This window comes from Paenibacillus sp. FSL M7-0896 (genome assembly GCF_037975415.1).
GTDB classification, from domain to species: domain Bacteria; phylum Bacillota; class Bacilli; order Paenibacillales; family Paenibacillaceae; genus Paenibacillus_AQ; species Paenibacillus_AQ silagei.
The window spans coordinates 1,671,566-1,693,603 of record NZ_CP150250.1 but is presented as its reverse complement, the minus strand read 5'-3'; the positions used below and the strand labels follow the sequence as shown (position 1 = coordinate 1,693,603).

Annotated in this window: 24 protein-coding genes; 6 read left to right on the top strand and 18 right to left on the bottom strand. The window is 52.0% G+C overall.

Translation table 11 applies throughout. The features are described from left to right. Window positions 1-20: 20 nt before the first annotated feature. The 5 genes from MKY12_RS07085 to MKY12_RS07065 all read right to left on the bottom strand — a co-directional run bounded on the left by MKY12_RS07085 (window position 21) and on the right by MKY12_RS07065 (window position 3,035). Window positions 21-275, bottom strand: a complete 255-nt coding sequence (locus tag MKY12_RS07085; RefSeq protein WP_051477788.1) for an aspartyl-phosphate phosphatase Spo0E family protein — start codon at window positions 273-275, stop codon at window positions 21-23. A 201-nt stretch (window positions 276-476) separates the two neighbouring features. Continuing rightward, the gene (locus tag MKY12_RS07080; protein ID WP_036696744.1) at window positions 477-1,694 is read right to left on the bottom strand and encodes an aminotransferase class I/II-fold pyridoxal phosphate-dependent enzyme; all 1,218 of its coding nucleotides are present in this window, start codon (window positions 1,692-1,694) and stop codon (window positions 477-479) included. Window positions 1,695-1,707: 13 nt separating this feature from the next. Further along, window positions 1,708-2,199, bottom strand: a complete 492-nt coding sequence (locus MKY12_RS07075) for an Lrp/AsnC family transcriptional regulator (protein ID WP_036696743.1) — start codon at window positions 2,197-2,199, stop codon at window positions 1,708-1,710. 167 nt (window positions 2,200-2,366) lie between these two features. Beyond that, complete coding sequence (locus MKY12_RS07070; RefSeq protein WP_339254949.1) at window positions 2,367-2,765, bottom strand: spore coat protein; 399 nt, start codon at window positions 2,763-2,765, stop codon at window positions 2,367-2,369. A gap of 36 nt (window positions 2,766-2,801) precedes the next feature. After that, the gene (locus tag MKY12_RS07065) at window positions 2,802-3,035 is read right to left on the bottom strand and encodes a hypothetical protein (protein ID WP_339313275.1); all 234 of its coding nucleotides are present in this window, start codon (window positions 3,033-3,035) and stop codon (window positions 2,802-2,804) included. A gap of 188 nt (window positions 3,036-3,223) precedes the next feature. On the opposite strand from MKY12_RS07065, the gene MKY12_RS07060 reads away from it, so the two are divergent. Beyond that, window positions 3,224-4,462, top strand: a complete 1,239-nt coding sequence (locus MKY12_RS07060) for an FAD-dependent oxidoreductase (protein ID WP_339313274.1) — start codon at window positions 3,224-3,226, stop codon at window positions 4,460-4,462. Between the two features lie 83 nt (window positions 4,463-4,545). Here the strand turns inward: MKY12_RS07060 and MKY12_RS07055 are convergent, their stop codons facing one another. From MKY12_RS07055 to MKY12_RS07040, 4 genes are all read right to left on the bottom strand, one after another. Further along, window positions 4,546-6,105, bottom strand: coding sequence for a flavocytochrome c (locus MKY12_RS07055; RefSeq protein WP_339313273.1), 1,560 nt, complete (start codon window positions 6,103-6,105; stop codon window positions 4,546-4,548). A 127-nt stretch (window positions 6,106-6,232) separates the two neighbouring features. Beyond that, a complete protein-coding gene (dcuS, locus tag MKY12_RS07050) occupies window positions 6,233-7,846 on the bottom strand; it encodes a DcuS/MalK family sensor histidine kinase (protein WP_209878361.1) in 1,614 nt (537 codons plus the stop codon). Window positions 7,847-8,050: 204 nt separating this feature from the next. Then, the gene (locus MKY12_RS07045; RefSeq protein WP_036722498.1) at window positions 8,051-8,410 is read right to left on the bottom strand and encodes an FMN-binding protein; all 360 of its coding nucleotides are present in this window, start codon (window positions 8,408-8,410) and stop codon (window positions 8,051-8,053) included. A 25-nt stretch (window positions 8,411-8,435) separates the two neighbouring features. Next, on the bottom strand, window positions 8,436-9,866 hold the full coding sequence (locus MKY12_RS07040; RefSeq protein WP_339313272.1) for a flavocytochrome c: 1,431 nt from the start codon (window positions 9,864-9,866) through the stop codon (window positions 8,436-8,438). A gap of 184 nt (window positions 9,867-10,050) precedes the next feature. On the opposite strand from MKY12_RS07040, the gene MKY12_RS07035 reads away from it, so the two are divergent. Continuing rightward, window positions 10,051-10,509: a hypothetical protein gene (locus tag MKY12_RS07035; RefSeq protein WP_339313271.1), complete on the top strand. Its 459-nt coding sequence runs from the start codon at window positions 10,051-10,053 to the stop codon at window positions 10,507-10,509. A gap of 126 nt (window positions 10,510-10,635) precedes the next feature. Here the strand turns inward: MKY12_RS07035 and MKY12_RS07030 are convergent, their stop codons facing one another. Then, on the bottom strand, window positions 10,636-11,355 hold the full coding sequence (locus MKY12_RS07030) for a response regulator (RefSeq protein ID WP_339313270.1): 720 nt from the start codon (window positions 11,353-11,355) through the stop codon (window positions 10,636-10,638). Between the two features lie 156 nt (window positions 11,356-11,511). Continuing rightward, window positions 11,512-12,189, bottom strand: a complete 678-nt coding sequence (locus MKY12_RS07025) for a lactate utilization protein (RefSeq protein ID WP_339313269.1) — start codon at window positions 12,187-12,189, stop codon at window positions 11,512-11,514. Window positions 12,190-12,283: 94 nt separating this feature from the next. Between MKY12_RS07025 and MKY12_RS07020 the strand changes: the two genes are divergently transcribed. Beyond that, entirely contained in the window at window positions 12,284-12,985 is a 702-nt protein-coding gene (locus MKY12_RS07020; protein WP_339313268.1) for a Crp/Fnr family transcriptional regulator, read from the top strand. A 398-nt stretch (window positions 12,986-13,383) separates the two neighbouring features. Here the strand turns inward: MKY12_RS07020 and MKY12_RS07015 are convergent, their stop codons facing one another. From MKY12_RS07015 to MKY12_RS06990, 6 genes are all read right to left on the bottom strand, one after another. Continuing rightward, window positions 13,384-13,791: a hypothetical protein gene (locus MKY12_RS07015; RefSeq protein WP_339313267.1), complete on the bottom strand. Its 408-nt coding sequence runs from the start codon at window positions 13,789-13,791 to the stop codon at window positions 13,384-13,386. Between the two features lie 23 nt (window positions 13,792-13,814). Next, window positions 13,815-14,213, bottom strand: coding sequence for an Imm7 family immunity protein (locus MKY12_RS07010; RefSeq protein WP_339313266.1), 399 nt, complete (start codon window positions 14,211-14,213; stop codon window positions 13,815-13,817). Between the two features lie 36 nt (window positions 14,214-14,249). After that, window positions 14,250-15,452, bottom strand: coding sequence for an MFS transporter (locus MKY12_RS07005; protein ID WP_339313265.1), 1,203 nt, complete (start codon window positions 15,450-15,452; stop codon window positions 14,250-14,252). A gap of 81 nt (window positions 15,453-15,533) precedes the next feature. Beyond that, complete coding sequence (locus tag MKY12_RS07000) at window positions 15,534-16,079, bottom strand: hypothetical protein (protein ID WP_339313264.1); 546 nt, start codon at window positions 16,077-16,079, stop codon at window positions 15,534-15,536. A gap of 130 nt (window positions 16,080-16,209) precedes the next feature. Beyond that, a complete protein-coding gene (locus MKY12_RS06995) occupies window positions 16,210-16,629 on the bottom strand; it encodes a DUF350 domain-containing protein (RefSeq protein ID WP_036696710.1) in 420 nt (139 codons plus the stop codon). A 32-nt stretch (window positions 16,630-16,661) separates the two neighbouring features. Continuing rightward, window positions 16,662-19,028 carry an endonuclease MutS2 gene (locus MKY12_RS06990; RefSeq protein ID WP_339313263.1) on the bottom strand — a complete coding sequence of 789 codons (2,367 nt, stop codon included), beginning with the start codon at window positions 19,026-19,028 and terminating at the stop codon, window positions 16,662-16,664. A 152-nt stretch (window positions 19,029-19,180) separates the two neighbouring features. On the opposite strand from MKY12_RS06990, the gene MKY12_RS06985 reads away from it, so the two are divergent. Then, window positions 19,181-19,528, top strand: a complete 348-nt coding sequence (locus tag MKY12_RS06985; protein WP_036696706.1) for a phage holin family protein — start codon at window positions 19,181-19,183, stop codon at window positions 19,526-19,528. A 43-nt stretch (window positions 19,529-19,571) separates the two neighbouring features. Here the strand turns inward: MKY12_RS06985 and MKY12_RS06980 are convergent, their stop codons facing one another. Continuing rightward, window positions 19,572-20,705, bottom strand: a complete 1,134-nt coding sequence (locus MKY12_RS06980) for a diguanylate cyclase (protein WP_339313262.1) — start codon at window positions 20,703-20,705, stop codon at window positions 19,572-19,574. A 240-nt stretch (window positions 20,706-20,945) separates the two neighbouring features. On the opposite strand from MKY12_RS06980, the gene MKY12_RS06975 reads away from it, so the two are divergent. Next, window positions 20,946-21,332 carry a cytochrome C oxidase subunit II gene (locus MKY12_RS06975; protein WP_339313261.1) on the top strand — a complete coding sequence of 129 codons (387 nt, stop codon included), beginning with the start codon at window positions 20,946-20,948 and terminating at the stop codon, window positions 21,330-21,332. 156 nt (window positions 21,333-21,488) lie between these two features. Beyond that, window positions 21,489-21,989 (top strand): hypothetical protein, encoded by a 501-nt coding sequence (locus MKY12_RS06970; protein ID WP_339313260.1) that lies wholly within the window; start codon window positions 21,489-21,491, stop codon window positions 21,987-21,989. The last annotated feature ends 49 nt before the right edge of the window (window positions 21,990-22,038 follow it).

Genomic DNA, 22,038 nt, shown 5'->3' with positions numbered 1-22,038 from the left:
CTTGATATAATCGTGCCGTATTAATTGCTCTTGCGGTGGCGGCCTCTCATATACTCATTAATCTTGAGATCCAGCAAGCTGCTGATTGCTATTACATTATCCGAGGTAAAGGACTTCTCCTGCATAAAGAGCTGTTCCATTCTGCTGCGGAGCATCTGAATTTCATCTTCCAGCGAGAGCCTGCGTGCATTCGCATCTTCTCTGGCAGGAGGTCGCCCGCTTCCGGAGCCACATTTCCCGCCAAAGGAGGATAAGTAATAATCTGCGCTCAGCACAATCACCCTTCCTGATAAAAGTATTGCGCGTCATCCAGATAAGAACTGTGTGGTTCTATGCAACCAGATATGAAGCGCCTTTATTCCCGGAATAAGAGGTCCATGTAAGTGTATTACAGGTGTTTCTTGTCCTTAGAGTAAAATAATACCATATCAGAAGGTGATCGGCTATAGTTCTATTTACTTCTTTGTCGAGCCTTGTCAGGCCCCTTCCCGGGCCAGCTGTGAGACAAATGCCCCAATTCGCTCAACCGCTTCATTCAACTGGGACACCGAGGTGGCATAGGAGCAGCGCAGATAGCCTTCTCCGCCCAGACCGAAGACACTTCCCGGAACGGCGGCGACCTTATATTCAAGCAGCAGACGCTGGGCGAACTGGTCGGAGGTCAGGCCGGTGGCCTGGATACTAGGGAATGCATAGAAGGCACCCTGCGGCTCATGACACTCAAGTCCCGCCTCCCGCAGCCCCTTGACAATCAATCGGCGGCGCTGGTTATAAGAGTCTGTCATGCGGTCCTTCTCTTCCATTCCGTTGGTAAGGGCCTCCAGCGCAGCCACCTGACCCATCGAAGGCGCACACATGACGGTATACTGGTGAATCTTCAGCATGGCTGAGATCAGGTCCGGGTGACCGCAGGCATAGCCCATCCGCCAGCCGGTCATGGCGAAGGCCTTGGAGAACCCGCTGACCAGGATCGTCCGGTCAAGCATCCCCGGCAGCGAAGCGAAGCTGACATGGTTGCTTCCATACGTAAGCTCGGCATATATCTCATCCGAGATGACGATAAGATCATGCTTCTCTACCACCTTGGCAATCGGCTCCCAATCTTCACGGCTCATGATGGCACCCGTCGGATTGCTTGGATAGCAGAGAATCAGAATCTTCGAGCGCGGGGTAATCTTGGCCTCCAGATCCTCGGCAGTCAGCTTGAAGTTATTCTTCCCGAAGGTCTCAATGCCTACCGGAATACCGCCGCCGATAGCCGTAATCGGAGAATAAGAGATGTAACAGGGCTCGGGTATCAGAATCTCGTCTCCTGGAGAGATCAGGGCACGCAGAGCCAAATCAATGGCCTCGCTGCCGCCGACTGTGGCGATAATCTGGTTCGCCGGATCATACTTCACGGCGAAGCGGGTCTCCAGATACTCGGCAATCCCCTCGCGGAGCTCGGGCATTCCGGCATTGGAGGTGTAACCGGTGAAGCCTCGTTCGAGCGAATAGACGCAGGCCTCTCTCACATGCCAGGGCGTCTTGAAGTCCGGCTCGCCGACACCGAGCGAGATAATATCCTTGCTGCCTGCCGCCAGATCAAAAAACTTGCGGATGCCCGAAGGCTGAATCTGCTGGACCAGCGGGGCCAAATAAGAGTTCATCGACTTGCCTTTATCTCCTGTGTGCTGAGCGTTATTAATGATCATGACATTACATCCTTCACGGAGATATCATCAGACGGTTGTCTTCCTCATGCTCTTCAAAGATGATACCGTCCTGTTTGTATTTTTTGAGCGTAAAGTTCGTCTTGGTAGAGAGCACAGCATCAATCGGTGACAGCTTCTCAGACACAAAATTAGCGACCTCGCGCAGATTGCGCCCTTCCACTTCCACCAGCAGATCGTAAGCGCCGGACATCAGATAGACGGATTTAACCTGCGGATACAGATAGATCCGTTCGGCAATGCCCTCGAAGCCGCGGCCCCGTTCCGGGGTAATCTGCACCTCGATCAGCGCCGTCACCCGTTCATCATCGACTTTGTCCCAATTGACCACCGTCGCGTATTTCACAATGACATGATCCTGCTCCATTTCAGCGATCACGGTCTTCACATCTTCTTCCTCCGCACCAAGCAGGGTCGCCATTAATGCCGTTGAGCTTCGCGCGTCCTCCTTGAGCAGTTCCAGCACTTTCCTCTTCAATTCATTCATTCTCAGGGCCTCCTGCAAAAAAGAGTTTAGTATTAATATGACATGAAAAGTACCGTTCTGCAAACAAAATAACCCCGCCGAGGCGGGGCTATTTGACTTATTCCCTTTATATTTTCTCCTGCATGGCCGGGTAAGCGCTCTAATGCTTCACAGGGCCATCGCCAGGGTTACATATAATAGGAACCGTTATGATGCTGCTGGACGTTCGGCTGATGCTGCGAAACATTCGAGTTCTGGTTATAAGCTCCTGCCCCGCCTGTTTTCTCACGCACGAACTGCTGCAGCTTCTGCTGGGTCTGCTGGGCACTCTGAATCTGCTTGTCCACATCCTGGCGCAACGCTTTGCCCGGAACGGTGTACATGTTCATTTGCGACATCTGCATATACAGTTCTCCCTGAATTCTGAGGGTATCCATGGTCAAATCATTGAATACCCGTCTGACGGCGGGACAATTCGATTCTGTAGCTGCTGTGGTGTACTCGCGGACTGTCCGCTTCAAATCGGCCAAAATCGTGTAGAGTAAATCTTCATCCGCCATAAACGGCGTTCCATTCTGTGCGTACACGGTAAAACCTCCTTCAAAGTTTGTGGGTTCTGCCTGTTATTGCGGCTGTGATGGTGCGTACTGCTGATGCTGATGGAGCAGCTGGACCAGCATATCCATGTGATGGGTATGACTCTGAATCTGCTGGATGCAGATCCCCTGCACGGCAGAGTTCTGAGTGGTTCCGGCTGTAGCCGCGAGCTGCTTAATCAGCAAATCCTCATTGGAAATGGAATCGGAAATGTATTCCAATTCTTTTCCGCTAAGTGCCTGCATTTGGTTAGATTGCATGTTCGGTAGTCCCTCCTTCTGGTTGTTCAAGCGTTCCTTAGTATGCTTCCGGAGAAGGCTGTTTATGTGCCCGAAGGTACATTAAGCAAGCTCACATATGATGAATAATCCTTAAGGTCTTGACGCATGAGACTCTTCAATAGTGCAAATAATACTACTCTGAATGACATAAAGGAGCGAACAGATCTATGAAACTCGTCAGCGGGCAACTGCCCTGGGAACACACACTGCCCAAGCCTCCGGTATATCCGGTGCTTGAGGAAGATATAACCTGCGACTGTCTCATTGTAGGCGGCGGGATGGGCGGTGCGATGATGTCTTACCGCATGTCCCTCAGTGGAGCAGATACCGTTCTTATCGATAAAAGAACGATCGGTACCGGAAGCTCCCACGCCAATACGGGACTGCTGCAGATCGCCAATGACAAGTCGCTGACAGCTTGCATGAATACTTTTGGGGAAGAGAATGGCGTGCTGTTCTACAGACTCTGCCAGCAGGCCATGCGTGCGATTCTTGACCTGCCCGGCAAGCTGGACATCGATCCGCAGATCATCGAACGCACCAGTCTGCTCTATGCCAGCGTCCCGGAAGATGTGGATATGCTGAAGCTGGAGAATGAGAATCTGATCAAGCACGGCTTCGATTCGGAGTTCTGGGAGGCGGAGAAGATCCGCGCCCATTACGCCTTCTCCAAACCAGGTGCGCTGTATGCTAAAGGAGATGCGGAGACCAATCCGCTGCGCACCGTACACAGCCTGATTCATAAAGCGCACTCCGGCGGAGTAAGGGTCTATGAGCATACCGAAGCCCTTCATTATGAGTACAATCCAGACGGCGTAATCTGTCATACCGGACAGGGGCGGATTGTTGCAAAGAAAGTCGTCTTTGCTATGGGGTACGAGACCCAGGAGATGAAGAAGGACCGGGGAGCAGAGCTGATCAACACCTATGCTATTATGACCGAGCCTCTGCCACATCTTCCAAAATGGCATGAGCAGAGCCTGCTCTGGGAAACGGCCCGGCCTTATCTGTATTTCCGGACTACTCCTGAAGGCCGGATTATCGCCGGCGGCAAGGATGAGCAGCTTACCAGCGTGGAGCGGCGTGAGGTAAGGGTCCTCTCCCAGTGTGAGCGTCTGGTCGAAGAGCTTACGGCCCTGTTCCCGGAACTTCAAGGAATCAAGGCCGAATATTCCTGGGGAGCGGTCTTCGGCTCCACCCGTGACGGACTGCCTTATATGGGGCCGCACCCGGAATTTCCGCATTGCTACTTCATTGAAGGCTATGGCGGAAACGGCACGGTCTACAGCATGATTGCCGCCGAGCTGCTTGCCGATACGCTGGCCGGCAAAAGCCGTCCGGAGCTGGAGCTGTTCTCGCTGACCCGGTCGGCCAAGCCTGCGCCCTCCCCGGCGATACAGCCTTAGAGCTGCAACACAGAAAGGGATGCCCGCATAGCCTGATGGCTGCAGAGCATCCCTTTTACATGAGAACAATATAGGATAATAGCTTATTGCGCTTTTACAAATTCAGCCGACTTAATCCCTGCCTGACGTCCGAAGATAATAATCTCGGCTACCGAGTTACCGCCGATACGGTTCTCACCGTGCAGCCCGCCGACCACTTCTCCTGCCGCGAACAGGCCCGTAATCGCCTTGCCGTCTTTGTTCAAGACCTCAGTGTTGGTGTTGATCACCACTCCGCCCATCGTATAGTGAATTCCAGGGCCGATCTGAATCGCATAATACGGAGCACCGGACAGATCATTATCCATACCGGTTGTTCTGCCGAACTCGGCATCCGACTTACTTTTCACCGCACTGTTCCATGTTTCCACGGTGGTCTTAAGTGCAGCGGCTGGAACCTTCATCTGATCCGCCAGTGCCTCGATGGTATCTGCGGTCTTGACTACACCCATCTTGATGTATTGATCTACCGCCTTGACACGGGATTTCACTCCGGCGTCGAACACGAGATAAGCGGATTTCTCAGGAAGTGTATTAATTGAAGCCGTCACCTTGTCACGGGTATCCATCTCATTGCCGAAGCGCTTGCCCTCAGCAGATACAAGAATAGCCCCTTCTCCCCGGACCGCTTCACCGATCAGGTAGGATTTCTCCTGCTGTACAGTCGGGTGAACCTGAATCTGATCCAGGTCTACGGTAGTTCCGCCGACCTTCTCAATCATGGCAATGCCATCGCCGGTGCTGCCAATCTGGTTGGTCGTTACCAGTCCTTGCAGATCCGGGCGAACCTTGGCAATCAGTTCCTTGTTGGCACCGAAGCCCCCGGTGGTTACGATAACTGCTTCTGCGCTGATCGTTTTGTCATCGGCCTGGTTGAACAGCACCTTCACGCCGTTCACCTTACCGTCCTGTACCGTAAGCTCCTTCACATCCGCATTGACGAACAGCGGAATTCCCTGCTCCTGAACATTGCGGACAAGTCCTGCTACAAGATATTGTCCCACGGCCGAGCCGTCCTCCGGACGATGGGTACGCTTCTCCTTCATTCCGCCGGTAATCGTAATATTGTTCAAGCGGATTCCGATGGAATCGAGCCAGTCAATGGCCCCTGCGGATTGATCCACGAAGAAGTGCAGCAGCTCCTTATTGTTCGTATCATGTCCGCCCTTAAGGGTCTCTTCATAGAACAGTTCGTTGCTGTCTTCGATGCCCTGCTCCTTCTGGAACTTGGTCTGCGAGGCATTCATTCCCGAGGAGGATTTCGTAGTATTGCCGCCAGCTACCGGCATCTTCTCCAGGATGACCGGGTTCATGCCGGCCGCTTTGGCTTCCAGTGCAGCAGACATTCCCGCACCGCCCGCGCCGACGATGACGATATCATATTTATCTTTTAACTGATCATACGGAGTATAGCTCGCTTCGGATGCCCCCGATACGGCCTCTGCTGTCTCTTTAGGTGTAGCCGTTGCTGCAGGCTCTGTGGTCGCGCTGTTTGTTCCCTTGCTCTCATTCTTGCTGCTGCCCGCATTGTTGTTTCCGCAGCCTGCAATGACCAGCATCACGGAGAGAATGAGGATAAGCGCCGCTGTTAATCTCTTATTCATGTGAGTTGTGCCCCCTTGTGCATATTTTCACAATTATCATAGCGCCAAAGAAGCGGTTTGTGGAACCTTCCGTAAATTATTAAAGAGTTTTGTAACTAAAGTAAGCGGGTATGCAGACCTTAAATGTTCACACACCCTCCTCCTCCTTCACCTCATAAGGCACATCCACGATAAAATGTGCTCCCGGCCCGCAGCCGGCGGCAAGCTCAAGATGACCCCCCAGTTTGTCTACACTTTTCTTCACCAGATATAGGCCGATTCCCCGCTGTTCACCCTTGGAGGAGTAGCCCTGAACGAAGATCTTATCCCCCAGACCCGCCGGAATTCCCGGACCGTTGTCGCTAACCTCGCATAGCAGCCGCCCTTCTTCATATTGAAAAGCAAGCTCCACCCGCTTCACGGGTTGCTCACAGAGCTCCCCCAGCGCCTCCAGAGCATTATCCAGCAGATTGCCGGCAATCGTAATCAGCTCATGAATCACCTGCGGATCAGCCGGCTCCGGCAGATAGCTGTCTCCGGTCAGCAGCAGCTCCATCCCCGCTTCGCGTGCCCGGCTCAGCTTCCCCAGCAGAAATCCGGCCAGCACCGGGTCCTTGATCTGTCTTGTGATCGACCCGATCTCCTTCTGGTAATTGCTTACCGTTCCCAGAATATATTGCTGCAGCTCATCATACAGACCCATATGCGTCATGCCCATAATGACATGCAGCTTGTTCATGAACTCATGGGCACCGGAGCGCAGCGCTTCTGCATAGACCGAGACTCCCGACAGCTTCTCTGCCAGCACAGCCAATTCGGTTTCATCCCGGAAGGTAGCAATCGCGCCAACGATATTCCCGTTCACCCGGACTGGCAGGCTGTTCACCAAAAGAGAGCTGTCTCCCAGCTCCAGCTCCCGGTCCTGTATCCCCTCTCCCTCAGCCAATACCTGCTCAAGACCCAGCTCCGGCCAATACTCGGCAATCTGCCGGTTCATGGCGCTCCCGCCAATCCCCGCTGCCCGCAGAAGCCGCTGTGCTTCCATATTAAGGATGGTAATCCGCGCCTCCTGATCTACGGCAATAATTCCCTCACGCGTGGATTCCAGCATCGCACTGCGTTCCTGGAGCAGCTTGGAGATGTCCTCCGGCTCCATCCCGAACACCATCCGCTTGATCCGGGCCGCCAGAATGAATGCTCCTCCCGCTCCAAGCAAGGCTCCCGAGACCAGAATCGCAATAATCGTCCACTCATTCATCAGAACCAGCCGCTCGACCCGCTCCAGGGACAGACCGGCAATGACCACACCCACCTGATGCCCCCGGTTGTTATAGACCGGCACGAAGCCGCGCAGGGATCTGCCGAGCGGACCGGCCCCTTCGGAGATGCTCTCCCCTCCGCGCAGCGATATCTCCTGGCCGCCTCCCGCAAAGGGAAGACCTACCAGCGAAGCATCCGGATGAGAATAGCGGATTCCCTTCATATCTGTCACGACCACGAACATAATATCATTGCGGCGGGCGATCCTTGAGGTGTAGTCCTGAATCTCCTTGCTGTTGCCCTCACTGAGTCCCTCAGAGACCAGCGGAATCAGGGCGATGGTACGGGCAATCGTAATCGCCTTATCCTCCAGCGCCTGCCGGGTCTGCGGAATAATCTGATTCCGGAAAATAAAATATAAAATCAGCAGTACCAGCAGGACAACGGCAGACACCATGACGGCAATCATTGTGCGCAGACTGTAGCTTTTTTTCCTGGCCACTGGTGCGAAGACCTCCCTTCATGTCCCATATTCCTATACCATTCGAACTATATTATTTGAACTAGAATTTGTAAAGCTACTCCAGAGTGATTGTTTCTGGGGATGGAACTATGCAGCAAGCCCAGCCGTTCTGCCGGAGACAGGAGGGCTGGGCTTGCTCGGGTGATATGACCACAACACTTTTATAAGCTATTGAATGATGACTTACTGCTTCTTGGCCTGTTCCAGCGCCTGGGTCACCGCTTCAATAATTCCGCCGCTGGAGCCGGAAGCACCAGAGAGAGCGTCTACGCCTTCTGTGGTTTGTTTTTCAATAATTTCAGGAATCGTATTCTCTACAGCCGCATCGATCATCGCCTGCGTCTCCTTATGCTCCTGTACGGTAATGGCGTCGATCTTCTCATCTTTGATCTCTACCGCCACTTTAATATCACTCTTAACCCCTTTGCCTGTTCCATCATAGGTCCCGTCCACATACTTGCCGGAAGATGATGAGCATCCAGCTGTTAGTACTGTTGCAGCCGCGAGGGCAGAGAACAGCAAGGTTTTTGTCCACTTGTGCATGAATAATTCCTCCTTCTGAAAGTTCCTATTTCTTAAGTGCCTTCACAGCTTCATCCGCTGCGATCCGCCCGAAGGTAGTGATGTCTGCCAGTGCATTACCGCCCAGACGGTTCGCGCCGTGTACTCCGCCGGTTACTTCGCCCGCAGCATACAGCCCGGCAATGACCTGATCCTTGGTATCCAGCACCTGAGCCTGGGTGTTAATTGCTACTCCGCCCATGGTATGGTGGATTCCCGGTGTTACCTGAATTGCATAATATTTACCCTTTTCAAAAGACAGCTCAAGATCCGGCCGTTCAAACTCTGTATCCTTGCCGGAAGCAACGAAGCCATTATACGTTTTCAGTGTATCCGCAAGTGCTTTGCCATCTACACCAATCTGTGCCGCCAATTCTTCAGGTGTTGCCGCTTCTTTGACCAGATCCATTCCAAAATAAACCTCAGTTGCCTTCAGGTTCGCACGCAGCTCATCATTGAAGATCAGGTAAGCTACTTTACCGGATTGGGCCAGAATATTCTGGGACACGACATCGCGGGTCAGCAGTTCATTCGTGAATCGCTTGCCTTCGCTATTGACCAGAATCGCACCGTCTCCGCGTACCCCTTCCGTGATCAGCACGCCTTGATTAGGAATGGTGGTCGGATGAATCTGAATCTCCTTCATGTCTACAAGCTTGGCACCAATCTTCTCTGCCATCGTTGTACCATCTCCGGTTGCGCCCGGGTGGTTAGTGGTAGAGAACCCTTCCAGCTTCGGCTGATACCCCTTGATCATGTCCATGTTAGCTCCAAAACCGCCAGCCGCCAGGATAACGGAATTCGCACTAATCGTGTACTGCTTGCCATCCTTATCCGTCACCTTCACTCCGGTAACCACGCCGTCCTTGTTCTTGACGATCTCATCGGCAGTCGTCCGCAGGCGCACATCAATCTTGTACTCCTCCAGCTTCTTCTTCAGCGCGACTACGATGAAATTCCCTGCCGCTTCCCCGCCTGCCGGACGATGAATCCGGTTCACGCTTGCCCCGCCTGCGCGTCCCACTTCAGACAGCTCGGCTCCATTCTCCTTCAGCCACTCCACCGAAGCCGCCGCACCGTTTGTAAGTGTTCTGACCAGATCCGGGTTGTTCAGGTTCTTGCCGCCCTTCATGGTATCCTCGAAATGCAGCTCCGGACTGTCTGTAATGCCAGCCGCTGCCTGATAAGGTGTTCCTGCCGCATTCAATCCGCCTTCCGCACGGACGGTGTTGCCTCCAAGCATAGGCATTTTTTCGATCAATATCACTTTGGCTCCCTGATTATGCGCTTCAATGGCAGCAGTCATTCCCGCGCCGCCGCCGCCGATAATAACAATGTCCGTAGACTCCCCTTTGGTGCTGTTACATGCAGGCAATACCACCAGACTTGCCAACAGCAACCCCTTGCCCAGCAGACTTCCCCATCTCTTTCTGTTCATTCAGTTCTCCTCCAATTGTTATTGTGCATATTTTCACAATCATCATAACCTGAAGGAGCCCTGACAAGAATATTTAGTAATTAAAGAAATGATAAAGTAAATAAAGGTAGTGAATTTGCTTGAATGTGTTTATAGATTTATAATTGGAGCTTATACAACCGTATCACTAGGAGGAACAGAAACTATGGAAAAAAGCGAAAAATATTGGCTGGCCGGTGCTGTTCTGGCAGCAGCCGGTGTCTCCCTGATGAGCTACACCGCGAGCCGCTATACTTCATTCAAAAGAGTAGTTACCCGAACCATCCATCTGGAAGATATCGCCGCTCTGGAAATTACCCGCCTATCTTCTGTTCCCGGTGAACAGAAGGATATTGTGCTTACTGAGCCGGAAGCGATTAAGCGGATCTACGATGATTTCTCCAGCGTCCGCCTGATGAAATCCGCCCGCAATGTGAGCACAGACAGCAAGTACAGCTATTACATTACCATCGTCCAGGCCGACCGGAAGCAGCGGTTCGACATTATTTTGAAGGGCAAGCATCACATGATTATCTACGACAATGACATGAACAACCCGCACCTGGTAGCCTACAAAATCATTAACGAGTTCAGTCCGCTGGCTCTGCAGCAGGCCTTCGATTGATTCTGCGCACGCTTATGTATGGCATAGCTTAATAACCTTCACAGCTAATGTGACGGCTATATGGAGTCATGGAACGCCTGGGGCACCCTCGGGACACCTTGACTCCGTTTTATTTTAAGAGAACGCTCATAGATATTTACGGATAAGTTCATGCCCTTCGGGTCTCACCTTATACATATACACCGGCCTGCCTACCGCCCCGTAGCTAAGCTCCATTTCCAGAATACCTGCCTCCGTCAGAAAAGCCAGATATTTGCGGACCGAGATCCGCGAGATGGGCGCATGACTGCTGATATCCTCCGTGGAGAACACCGGGCTCTCCAGCCGGTTAATTGTGCTCCAGATGCTCTCCAGTGTGCCTTCGGCAAGCCCTTTGGGCAGCGGCAGGGCAGCGTACTTCTCCTCTTCCGTCCCGAGCGAATGCCGCAGCAGCTTATCCAGCTGCTCCTGGCTTAGATGCTCCTTGTGCATCAGCTTATAATCTTCACGATACGCCGACAGTGCCGCCTGAAACCGGGCAAACTCGAACGGCTTGATCAAATAATCCACGGCCCCGTTCTGCAGCGCCTTGCGGATGCTGGCATTGTCACTGGCGGCGGAGATCACAATGATGTCCACCTTGCTTCCCTGCTCCCGCAGAGCAGATAGCAGCTGCAGCCCGCTGACACGCGGCATATAAATATCCAGCAGCACCAGATCTACCTGCTGCTCCTCCAGCATAGTTCTCGCTTCATCCCCTGTCGCCGCCCAGCCCGCATACTCAAAGCCCGCAACCTGCTCCAGATAATGCCGGTTAAACTTCGCCACCATCGGGTCATCTTCTACGATTAATACTTTAATGTTCATGGGGTCTCCTTGTCTTTTGTGCAACTATAACTACATATAACTACAACTAATATAACATTGCGGCGGAGAATTTTGGAGGGAGGTGTGCTGAGACATAGAATCAAAACTAACAAAAAGACACCAATTCGAGAAATTACCCGAACGGTGCCGAAAAAATTAAAATCCCAAAGATTCACCAACGAGGATAACCTTTATTCTCCCCGCTGTTTTACACATTCTTGTTTCGACGATGTAAGAACAGATACAATCCTCTGATTTACAATCTGCACAAGCACCATTGATTAGGCAGGGCGTTTTTTGCGGTGAATGTAAAAATGGGCTGGACGAACTCGAAAGACGGTTTGCGTTAATGGGAGCGGCATAGGTTCTGGCTCTTATCACTGCATCTTCAGCGGTCTTGCACACCTTATTCATCCCCACGACAGCAACCACACTTCTCGGTCCAAAAGTAATCGCTGCCACTCGATTGCCCACACTGTCGATATTGACCAATATCCCATCTTCACTAACCGCGTTGAAGCTCGTTAAATAGGTATCACATAAAAGAGATTGGCGCATGAGGTCATAACGTTCCTCCATCGTCTGCGCTGTATCACGGTCAGTGACTGTATAGCTGCCTTGACGTACCCGATCAAGAAGCCCGATTTCCTCAAGCGTGACTGAACCGCCCCAAGATACCGAAGACTGTTCCGGAATTAAGGATAGCGCCTTTTCCGCAGCTTCTATGGCGTTGTCACAGTAATAGGCCTCAAATTTTCTGCTTTGCAGATTTTTCATAACCTTGGAGGCTAACAGCCGGTTTCTCGCTTTGATTGAATCTTCTTTCGTTTGCACTGCTCTTCCTCCGTTCTGACGTTAGACAAGGTGGCTAAACTTCGTGTGTATGTATGATTAATATAGTATAGTAAAAAGAAAAAGGATGTTGCACATGCAACGCGAAGCCGCTCAGAATAACTTAGAGTCCCTCTGTCAATCACGTTTATTTTCAGGGATTTCTCCAAGTGATATTTCCCAAATGCTTAAATGTCTGTCAGCTACACGGAAAGAATATGTAAAAGATGAGATGGTTGTCCGTGAGGGCGATTACGTTGATGATGTCGGCATCATATTGCAGGGCACCGCTCAAAGTACAAAATTGAACGTCAAAGGAAAACAAATTATTGTATCCCTCCATTACCCGGGTGGATATACCGCTGTTCTCACAGCTGCCAGCCGTGGAAGAAGATGCCCGATGTCAGTACAGGCCATAGAACCGCTTGAGGTGCTGTTTATTCCTATCCAAAGCATATTGAGCCGTTGTACGAAGCTATGTATGGGACATGAACAATTACTTGGCAATCTTTTTGATAGTATTGCTGAGCGAGCGTTAGAACTGCATGACCGGAATGATTGTCTAATTATGCCGACTATTCGGGATAAGGTTTTAACTTACTTAACAAGAGTTAGGCGTGATGCTGGAACCGAAGCTTTTACGATTCCCTTTGACCGGGAAGCCATGGCCGAGTATCTGGATGTAGACCGCAGCGCCTTGTCCAGAGAGCTGGCATGGATGAAGCGGGACGGCTTGATTGAGTTTTATAGAAATGAGTTTAGGCTGCTGGAAGAAGCAGTGGAAAAGGATGTTCAGTAATAGCAAGCAGGGCTGGTGTGGTCTTTGCTTATGTGACGGCAGTTACTATGGGGGAGTTCACCGATTTTCCAGTTTTGATTGGATGATATTGGGGGGTGGTTTTCTATTGAAAAAAACTTTGTTTCGCACGCCCTTAATTTTCGAACTTTGGACGGTTATTTATATTACAAATGTTGCGCAGAAGAGTATATTTAGTTAACCATATATCTTTATATTCTATATAGATTAGTAAATTTCGCCAATCAAAACAATCTTGAAAGACTCTAGGCCTCCCAAGGTTGTTGGTTAAATCTAAAAATCGAATGGGTCCGCTATTGTAAACTCATCTTCATGCCATAATTTTTTTGACTAAGTGTCTCAAGAACCATCAATATCCTACATGGCAGTATTCAAGTTTTTCACTTACTTCTTGGAAAAGGATCTCCTTCTAATATTTTGAATGATATTTTTTTTGCTGCTATAAAAATTGGAGGTTTATCAAAACCCTCTACACTGATTTTGAAAATATAATTCCCCAGTTCTACCCTATATTTTTGATTCAAGTCAATGATTTCATCATCATTGGCTAGTTCAATAAAAACTTTGGCTGTATCCGTATGCCATAAAAATAAAGTTGAAACAAAATAAGGTTCTTCAAACTCAATATCTATCGCATATTCATTACTACTTTGGTCAATGCTACCTGACAAAACAATTTGTCCTGCATCCATGCGACAAAATTCAAAATCCATCCATAAGCATCGACTTAAATGCGTATTGATTCTCTTGATCTCTAAGTTAACTTCATCTACACTCATTGCAAACATATGAATCCTCTCCTGCTTGGTCACTATAATATGTCATCCTCCACGACCGGAACAAACGGTGATAACCAGACATCCTCTTGCCGCCTTAGAGTTCCTCGGGCTAGTACGTAGACTTTGAACTCGTTATCGTAGCCTTCGATATCCTCATCATCTCTTGTATAGAGTAAGCCATAAGAACCCGGTGCTTGGTCTGCGATGAATTGAAATAGCTCAATGATCTCCCCGGCCTCGAAACTTTTGTGATTCAAAAATCCTCCTACAGCAAGATGATACGTCCCATTTGCGGGATAGACTTTTAGGAGTCCATCACTCCAACCCAACTCTAAGATAAAGTTTTGTATATTTTTGAACACCAATTCTAAATTTTCAGAATCTTCTTCAAATGTCTCCCGGATCGTAGACCAGCCATGAAACTCGTACATCTTCTCACCCGCTTCCTAGATATTTGATGAAAACAATCAAAACCTCCCCCTCTGCCCCAGCAACCCCCGCACCACCACCCAGCTCCCCAGCGGCGCGGCCCCCAGCAGGAGCATGAGCAGCGTGATCGTCCGCAGGGACTGGTCCAGGGACAGCACGGCGATGAAGATCAGCAGGCCGAGGAGGCGGCCGCTCATCAGGCTAAGCTCCCTGAGCACTACCAGCTCCACGCGTTTGCCGGCGCTCTCCTCGGACACTCCCATCAGGTCGAAGCTGGTGGACAGCATCGGCAGCATGTAGAGGGGCAGGCAGAGTGAGGTCCCGATCCCCATGATGAGGAGGGTCGTAAAGTTCACCTTCCATAGCAGCGGAAGAAGGAAGGCGATGAGCAGCAGGCTGCCTGCCAGCATACCGCCGAGGCGGGCGCGGGGCTTGAACCATCTGCCGGCCGCATAATAGCTGATCAGGGAGACGGCGGAGGTCAGCAGGGCGAACTGTCCCAGCTTGCTCTCCTCTTGTGCTGCAATGTAGACGAGCAGACCAATCAGGAAGGAGAATACGCCTTCCCGGATGCCCTGAAATACTAGCGCCGCCGCAACTGGCCGCCAAGGACTGCGCCTGCGGGTAAGCTCGCGCCAGGGCTCCAGCCAGAGATAGGCTTCACCGCGCGGCCGTTTGCGCAGGCCGAAGCTGAGCACAGCAGCCAACCCATAGATACATAACGACAGTATGAATACCATACGGTAGCCTTGTCCGCCTTGCCAGCGGGAGATCATCCAGCCGGACACCCAGGGTCCGGCTATTCCAGTCAGGGAACCGAGCAGGCCCATCCACCCGTTATAGAAATCGCGGTTCTTGGCATCGGTAATCTCGAAGAAAACAATATTGAACGCCAGCCAGTACAGCCCGATGGATAGCCCGAGGACCCCGCCCAGCGGCCAAATGTAATGAATCGCGTCGCCCCGCAGCCACAGCACCAGCAAATAAAAAAAGCCCGATACGGCAATTCCCAGCCGTAGGGCATTCATTTTGTTATGTTCTTTCACCCACTTGCCGCCCAGCCAAAAGCTGAGACCCACCGCAAGCTGCTGGGCCACGGTGAACCAGCCGATCATGGCGAAGTTCTGCCGGCTTTTCCACAGATATACGTTGAGGAACGTCCCTGCAAGCACTGTAGCCAGAAGGTATAGCCCGCCTACAGCCAGCAGCAGCGCCGCCTGTCCCCGTTCAGAACCTCTCATGCTTAGCCCTCCCTGCTCGTCCTAAGACACATCATCTATTACTAACATGTCCAGACGGCAGGGAAAGCATGAATCCGAACTTTATTCGGCTGCGGTGCTGAGATTGCGGACAAGCTGGATGCGGTCTTCCTGCGCCAGACTATGCTGCACATGGAAGCAGGAAGGACAGACGTACAGATTCAGCGCAAAAGGAGGCTTCAGCACGGCTGCGCCGCCTAGCGCTTCCGGCGTTGCCGGGGTGAACCCGTCCACCTGCTGCGTACCGGAGTGAAGCATCAGCTCATGGCATTGCGGACATTCCGGAGCTTCCAGCTGGGCAGCCAGCAAGCCTGAGACCTTGTCCTCATAACGCTTCAGATCATAGTCATCGCCGAATTGGCCCAGCGTACCCCATACAGGCACCACACTATCCTTGTCGTCGTCATCCCACAAATTATCGTCGCTGATCTCTTCCTCCCCGGAAGCTTCCTGCGTATCCGGCTCTTCATCCTCCAGATCCTCTGCACCTATCGTTACTGTGCGGTAGCCGCTAAGCTCGTTATTGCAATGAGGACAGGTATCCTCGGGGCCAAACTCCTCATCCCATACAATCTCGGTATGGCACCATGGGCAAACTGTTGTCTCCATCTGTATAATCTCCTTCGCTTACTCACATTCGGTTCAATTCACCGTTAAATATATAATGCCGGCCGCTATAAAAGCCAGGGCTGAAAAAAACAGAATCCGAATCAGCAGCTTCATCTCCCTGCCCCCTAATTCAGAATATGGCCGCGCCGATAACATAGGACAAGGATATGGAGAGCAGCATGGCTGTCAGTCCTACGGCCCGGTTATCTGCGGCAATCTCTTCATCAATTGAAAAGACCGGAGTAAAAAACTCGAACAGGAAGTAAGCCAGCAGCAGCAGCAAAAAGCCTACAACCGACCATTTCATCGTCTCATAGATGGATGCCCCCGCTTCAATGCTGAAGCGTAAGATGTTGCAGATTCCGAAGATTTTGCCTCCGGTTGCCATGGCTACGGCCACATTCCCCTTACGGATTTCTTCCCAGCAGTTGTATTTCGTCACCATTTCGAAGAAGGACAGGAATACGACCAGCCCCAATATGGCGACAGTGAAGTAGCCTAGCAGCGCCCCCAGCGGATGTTCCAGCAAAAGATCAATATTATCCTGCACACTTTTCCCTCTTCCCTGCCGGACTATGGGCGCTACTCCAGTTCAGCTACCGTCACACCCGCGCCGCCTTCATTATAGTTCCCGAGCCGATAGCTTTTGACATGCTTGTGCTTGCGGAGGTATTCCTGTATTCCTGTCCGCAGGACCCCCGTCCCCTTGCCGTGGATAATGGAGATCTGCCCCAGATTGCCGAGAAAAGCTTCGTCGATGAAGCGGTCGGTCTCCATAATGGCTTCCTCCAGGTTCGCACCGCGCAGATCAAGCTCATTACGGATATTCTCATCGCGTGTACGCTTGACCGTTGTGGCCCTGCGCAGAGCCGGCGGAGGAGCATCCGGGGCGGAGGCCAGGAATTCCAGATCACTCAGATTGACCTTCATCTTCATGATGCCGAACTGTACCACCGCTTCCTTGGTACCACTCAGCTCAACCACAAGGCCCTTCTGATTCACATTCGCTACCTTCACTTCATCCCCTGGCTGAATCTTACGCGGCGCCTTGACCGTGCTGCGCGGCACAGCCTTCTTGCGTGGTGCAGGCTCTGCTTCATCCAGCCGGCGGCGCGCTTCGATCAGCTTATGCTCCTTGACGGATGCGCCTTCCTCCAGCGCCAGGCGGCGGAGGTCACTGATAATCTCCTCGGCTTCCTTGCGCGCCTTGGCCAGAAGTTCGCTGGCATCCTTCTCTGCCTTCTCAAGGCGTTTGTCGCGTGAGCCCTCCAGCTTCTCCAGCTCCTGCTGCTGCCGCTTACGGAACTCCTCCGCTTCGCGGCGAATCTCTTCCGCCCGTATGCGTTCGTTCTCTGCGGTAAGGCGGTTCTCCTCAAGGGATGCAATCATATGCTCAACACGCATATCTTCTTCCTTCACTTCACCGCGCGCATGCTCAAGGATTGCATTTGGCATCCCGAGGCGTTCAGCAATAGCGAACGCATTGCTTCGTCCAGGTACACCGACCAGCAGCCGGTAAGTAGGACTCAGGCTCTGCACATCGAATTCCATGCTGGCATTAATAACGCCTGCCCGTTCATAAGCGTATGCCTTCAATTCACTGTAATGTGTAGTGGCAACCATCCGGGATTCCGTCCGGTGAATATTCTCCAGAATCGCTATCGCGAGTGCGGAGCCTTCGGCCGGATCTGTTCCTGCACCGACCTCATCGAGCAGAATCAGACTCTTCGGTGTCATCCGCTTCAGAATGGATATAATATTCGTCATATGGCTGGAGAAGGTACTGAGGCTCTGCTCAATGCTCTGCTCATCGCCGATGTCGGCGTAGATCGCATCGAAGACACACAGCTGGCTGCCTTCCTCGGCCGGAATGAAGAGACCCGACATGGCCATCAGGCTGAGCAGGCCGATCGTCTTCAAGGTCACCGTCTTCCCGCCCGTATTGGGGCCGGTCACGATGATGGAGCGGTAATCATTGCCCAGCTCCACATCCAGCGGCACAACCTGCTCGGCCGGAATTAGCGGATGGCGGCCTTTGCGCAGGCGCAGGTATCCGCGGTCATTCATCCGCGGCTGGGTAGCCTTCAGGTCGCGTGCCAGACGCGCCTTGGCGAAGATGAAGTCCAGCTCGCCGAGAATGTCGATATCATAAGCCATCTCCTCGGCAATATCGCCGACCAGCGCAGTCAGACGGTGCAGAATGATCTCAATCTCACGTTCTTCGCGCAGCCGCGTCTCCCGCAGCTTGTTGTTCATCGCTACAATGGATTCCGGCTCGATGAACAGCGTTGCCCCGGAGCCCGACTGATCGTGCACAATACCGCCGAAGTGGGCGCGGTATTCTGCCTTGACCGGAATGACGAACCGGTCACCACGGATCGTCACGAGCTGATCCTGCAGCATCTTCGAGACCGAAGACGAGCGGATCATCGAATCCAGCTTCTCACGGATGCGCGTCTCTCCCCCGCGCAGCTCGCGGCGGAGGGAGGCAAGCTCCGTGCTCGCCGAATCCATTACATCGGCATTCTCGTCAATACACATGCGGATAGCATCCTCAACAGGCTTCTGCTCCGACAGCAGATCACTCTGTGCGAAGAGGGCAGGAACGCTCTCATCGTCATGCATGGCATGGATGAACCGCTTCACCCGGCGTGCCCCGCCAATCGTGTTGCCTACCGCAAGCAGCTCTGCTGTGCCCAGCATTCCGCCAATTGATGCACGCTTCAGCGCAGGACGGATATCGGTTACGCCGCCGAATGAAGGAATTCCCTTCAACCGGTCAACATTTACCGCCTCATCCGTTGCCTGCAGGAGCTTCTTCACCCCTTCGAAATCACCGGAAGGCTTCAGGAGCTCGGCGGTCAGCCGGCCCATCGGCGTCTGCGTATACTGCATCAATTTATTTAAAATCTTGCGATATTCAAGCGTATGCAAAATTTTGTCGTCCAATTACTGTCACAGCTCCCTTCATAGATGGAACCATTATACCTAATTTAGCCCATTTTCGCTATTTGGGTATGATTTCTGGGCATAGAAAACCGGCTTCGGGCCACAATAACAACGCACATATCCTTAAGCGAACGCCAAAGGAGGTTAGTTCATTGAGATTCTTAGCTCATGTAGTACGGTTCGTGGTCGCTGCAATCGTGCTGATGGTGGTCGGCTGGATTGTACCGCAGTTCACGGTCGGGGGATTCTGGAGCGCATTCATGCTTGCTCTGGTGATCGCTCTGCTCGGCTGGGTCGTTGAAGGCATTTTCGGCAAAAAAACCACGCCCTTCGGCCGCGGTATCGTCGGCTTCCTGGTCAGCGCCCTGGTCATCTGGATTGCCCAGTTTGTCGTCAGCGGTGTCAGTGTCTCGGTGCTTGGTGCCCTGCTTGCCGCACTGGTCATCGGGATCATCGATCTGTTCCTGCCGGTATCCACTCCGTTTGAAGCAGGCAAATAACGACGCAAGGCACATGCAGACAATGAAACCCCCAGTTCCCGGTCTATATCGGAATTTGGGGGTTTTCTGTAAGTTTATGCACTTCACCGGAAGTGACCGCAGAGGTCACCACAGCATTTTTCCCGCCGCGCTTGGCCGTATACAGCGAATCGTCCGTCTTGCGGAACAGCAGCTCCTTGCCGTCTCCAAGCTGGTAGTGACACAGTCCGATGCTGACCGTAATGGGCTTGTTTCCGGCATACGGATGGCACATGGCAGCAATGCTGATACGCATTTGCTCGACAGCAGCGTAGGCTTCCTGGAAGCTTTTATCCGTAAAAATCACTGCGAATTCTTCCCCGCCATACCTTGCCGCGAAGTCATTCAACCCGATCAGGCTGCCCATCTTGGCCGCCACCTCTTTCAGCACAAGATCGCCCACCCAGTGTCCGTATCTGTCATTGACCTGCTTGAAATTATCGATGTCCATTAACGCCAGCTGCAGCCTCAATCCGTTGTTCTCACACTGCTCCAGCAGCGAATCCAGATACTCATGGAACGTCTTGTGATTATACAGGCCGGTTAACGCATCCATCTTCAGCAGCTTGTCCGAAATCGCCCGCTCTACCATTAGCTCCTGCTCCGACTTGGTGAGCTGCTCCAGATATTCGCGCGTCTCGCGGCCACGGAGGATCACCGCCTGCGCCGTCAGGGCAAAAACAACATACACACACTCCACCAGCACGAACTCCAGCAGCGGCTTGCCAAGCAGCGGCCGTTCAAGCCCAAAGTATACCCCCGCGTAGAATACAATGCTAAATGCTCCAAGCGAGTACAGCAGCCGCTGGTCGAAATAGATGAGGGCCAGCATAAGGGGCATCAGCAGCATCATCTGGGCACCGTCTACATAAGGCTCCAGCACAAAATACATCAAATAGGAAACCACAAAGCTGCAGACCACAACCGCCTGCTTATGATAACGGAGCGAGCGCCGCAGCCAGACCTCGGCAGAAGCCATACTCAGGACAATCATCAGGTTGCAGACTATGAACATATGCCCCTTGCCGGGACTGAAGATCGTCTCCATCTCAGCCGAACGGGAGTACAGCATATACAGGAACTGGGCGAGCAGCAGACAGAGTACGATGATCCAGTAGCCATACAATATTCTCCGGTGCCATCTCTCTGCACTTTGCAACGCGTAATCTATAATGATCTGACTCCCCTGCTTCTAGCCGAATAATATGAAGCTTTAATTATATTAGGCTTAATTATAATTAATTTTAAACTCTTTTGCATCATATTTTTGCAAAATTCGACAAAGTTTGCAGCGGTGGTGACGGCGGCGGTCGGAGTCTTTTTCATAGATTGATCAAGACAACTTGACCGATTTAGGCTATGCTAAGGACAACTGCCCAAGTAGATGAGGAGGATGCATATGATCAGGAAGTCGGCTATTCTGTGTTCTATTATATTTGTGCTTCTGCTAACGGCCTGCGGATCGAACACGAGCAATTCTGATAGCGCAAACAACGCAGCTGCCGGGAGCAATCTGACGGCGGAGGAAGAACTCGTAATTACAGCCACCAATTATAGCTTTGACCAGCCGGAATACCATTTGAAGAAGGGCGTCCCTGTCAAAATCATCTTCGAAAATGAGAGCGGCAATCACGGCATACTGATTCCGGAGATGAAGCTGCGGCTGGATGCCAAGAACGCCTCGCAGGTTGTCCTGCCCGAGGAAGCCGGAACCTTCGAGATGACCTGTGCCATCATGTGCGGCTCCGGCCACAGCGGAATGACTGCTAAGATTATTGTGGAGTAAGCACTCCAGTTCCAAGGGGCCGAATTACGCAAGTGGAAACGGCTTTGCCGTCCTTTTAAAGGACGGTACCGTTTTGGCGAGAAATAGAAGGATAATGTATAGCGTGGAACATATAAATTCTTATATTTGAACAAAATGCCTGCGGTATAGCCGGATGTGGTCAGTTTTTCGACCTTATTCGGCTCACTCGCCTCCGCCGCGCCAAATGTGATCGGTTTTCCGTTCTTATTCGGCTCACTCGCCTCCGCCGTGCCGAATGTAATCGGTTTTCCGTCCTTATTCGGCTCACTCGCCTCCGCCGCGCCGAATGTGATCGGTTTTGCGACCTTATTCGGCTCACTCGCCTCCGCCGCACCGAATGTAATCGGTTTTCCGTCCTTATTCGGCTCACTCGCCTCCGCAGCGCCGAATGTAATCGGTTTTGCGACCTTATTCGGCTCACTCGCCTCCGCCGTGCCGAATGTGATCGGTTTTGCGACCTTATTCGGCTCACTCGCCTCCGCCGTGCCGAATGTAATCGGTTTTGCGACCTTATTCGGCTCACTCGCCTCCGCCGTGCCGAATGTAATCGGTTTTCCGATCACATTCGGTTCTTGCACCTACGCACACAACTTATCCATATCGGACGAAAATCATGATTTCCTAGTCAGCAAATAAGCCGGAAGGGACAAGATCCCTTCCGGCTTATTTGCTCTGTATGCTTAAG

Excerpts from the sequence above, each read along its gene's own strand:
- MKY12_RS07000 (WP_339313264.1), bottom strand. The coding sequence starts at position 16,079 with ATGGAGACAACAGTTTGCCCATGGTGCCATACCGAGATTGTATGGGAT.
- MKY12_RS07005 (WP_339313265.1), bottom strand. The coding sequence starts at position 15,452 with ATGAGAGGTTCTGAACGGGGACAGGCGGCGCTGCTGCTGGCTGTAGGC.
- MKY12_RS07020 (WP_339313268.1), top strand. The coding sequence starts at position 12,284 with ATGCAACGCGAAGCCGCTCAGAATAACTTAGAGTCCCTCTGTCAATCA.
- MKY12_RS07045 (WP_036722498.1), bottom strand. The coding sequence starts at position 8,410 with ATGCACAAGTGGACAAAAACCTTGCTGTTCTCTGCCCTCGCGGCTGCA.
- MKY12_RS07055 (WP_339313273.1), bottom strand. The coding sequence starts at position 6,105 with ATGAATAAGAGATTAACAGCGGCGCTTATCCTCATTCTCTCCGTGATG.
- MKY12_RS07075 (WP_036696743.1), bottom strand. The coding sequence starts at position 2,199 with ATGAATGAATTGAAGAGGAAAGTGCTGGAACTGCTCAAGGAGGACGCG.
- MKY12_RS07080 (WP_036696744.1), bottom strand. The coding sequence starts at position 1,694 with ATGATCATTAATAACGCTCAGCACACAGGAGATAAAGGCAAGTCGATG.
- MKY12_RS07010 (WP_339313266.1), bottom strand. The coding sequence starts at position 14,213 with ATGTACGAGTTTCATGGCTGGTCTACGATCCGGGAGACATTTGAAGAA.
- MKY12_RS07060 (WP_339313274.1), top strand. The coding sequence starts at position 3,224 with ATGAAACTCGTCAGCGGGCAACTGCCCTGGGAACACACACTGCCCAAG.
- MKY12_RS06975 (WP_339313261.1), top strand. The coding sequence starts at position 20,946 with ATGATCAGGAAGTCGGCTATTCTGTGTTCTATTATATTTGTGCTTCTG.
- MKY12_RS07040 (WP_339313272.1), bottom strand. The coding sequence starts at position 9,866 with ATGAACAGAAAGAGATGGGGAAGTCTGCTGGGCAAGGGGTTGCTGTTG.
- MKY12_RS07015 (WP_339313267.1), bottom strand. The coding sequence starts at position 13,791 with ATGTTTGCAATGAGTGTAGATGAAGTTAACTTAGAGATCAAGAGAATC.
- MKY12_RS07035 (WP_339313271.1), top strand. The coding sequence starts at position 10,051 with ATGGAAAAAAGCGAAAAATATTGGCTGGCCGGTGCTGTTCTGGCAGCA.
- MKY12_RS07065 (WP_339313275.1), bottom strand. The coding sequence starts at position 3,035 with ATGCAATCTAACCAAATGCAGGCACTTAGCGGAAAAGAATTGGAATAC.
- MKY12_RS07030 (WP_339313270.1), bottom strand. The coding sequence starts at position 11,355 with ATGAACATTAAAGTATTAATCGTAGAAGATGACCCGATGGTGGCGAAG.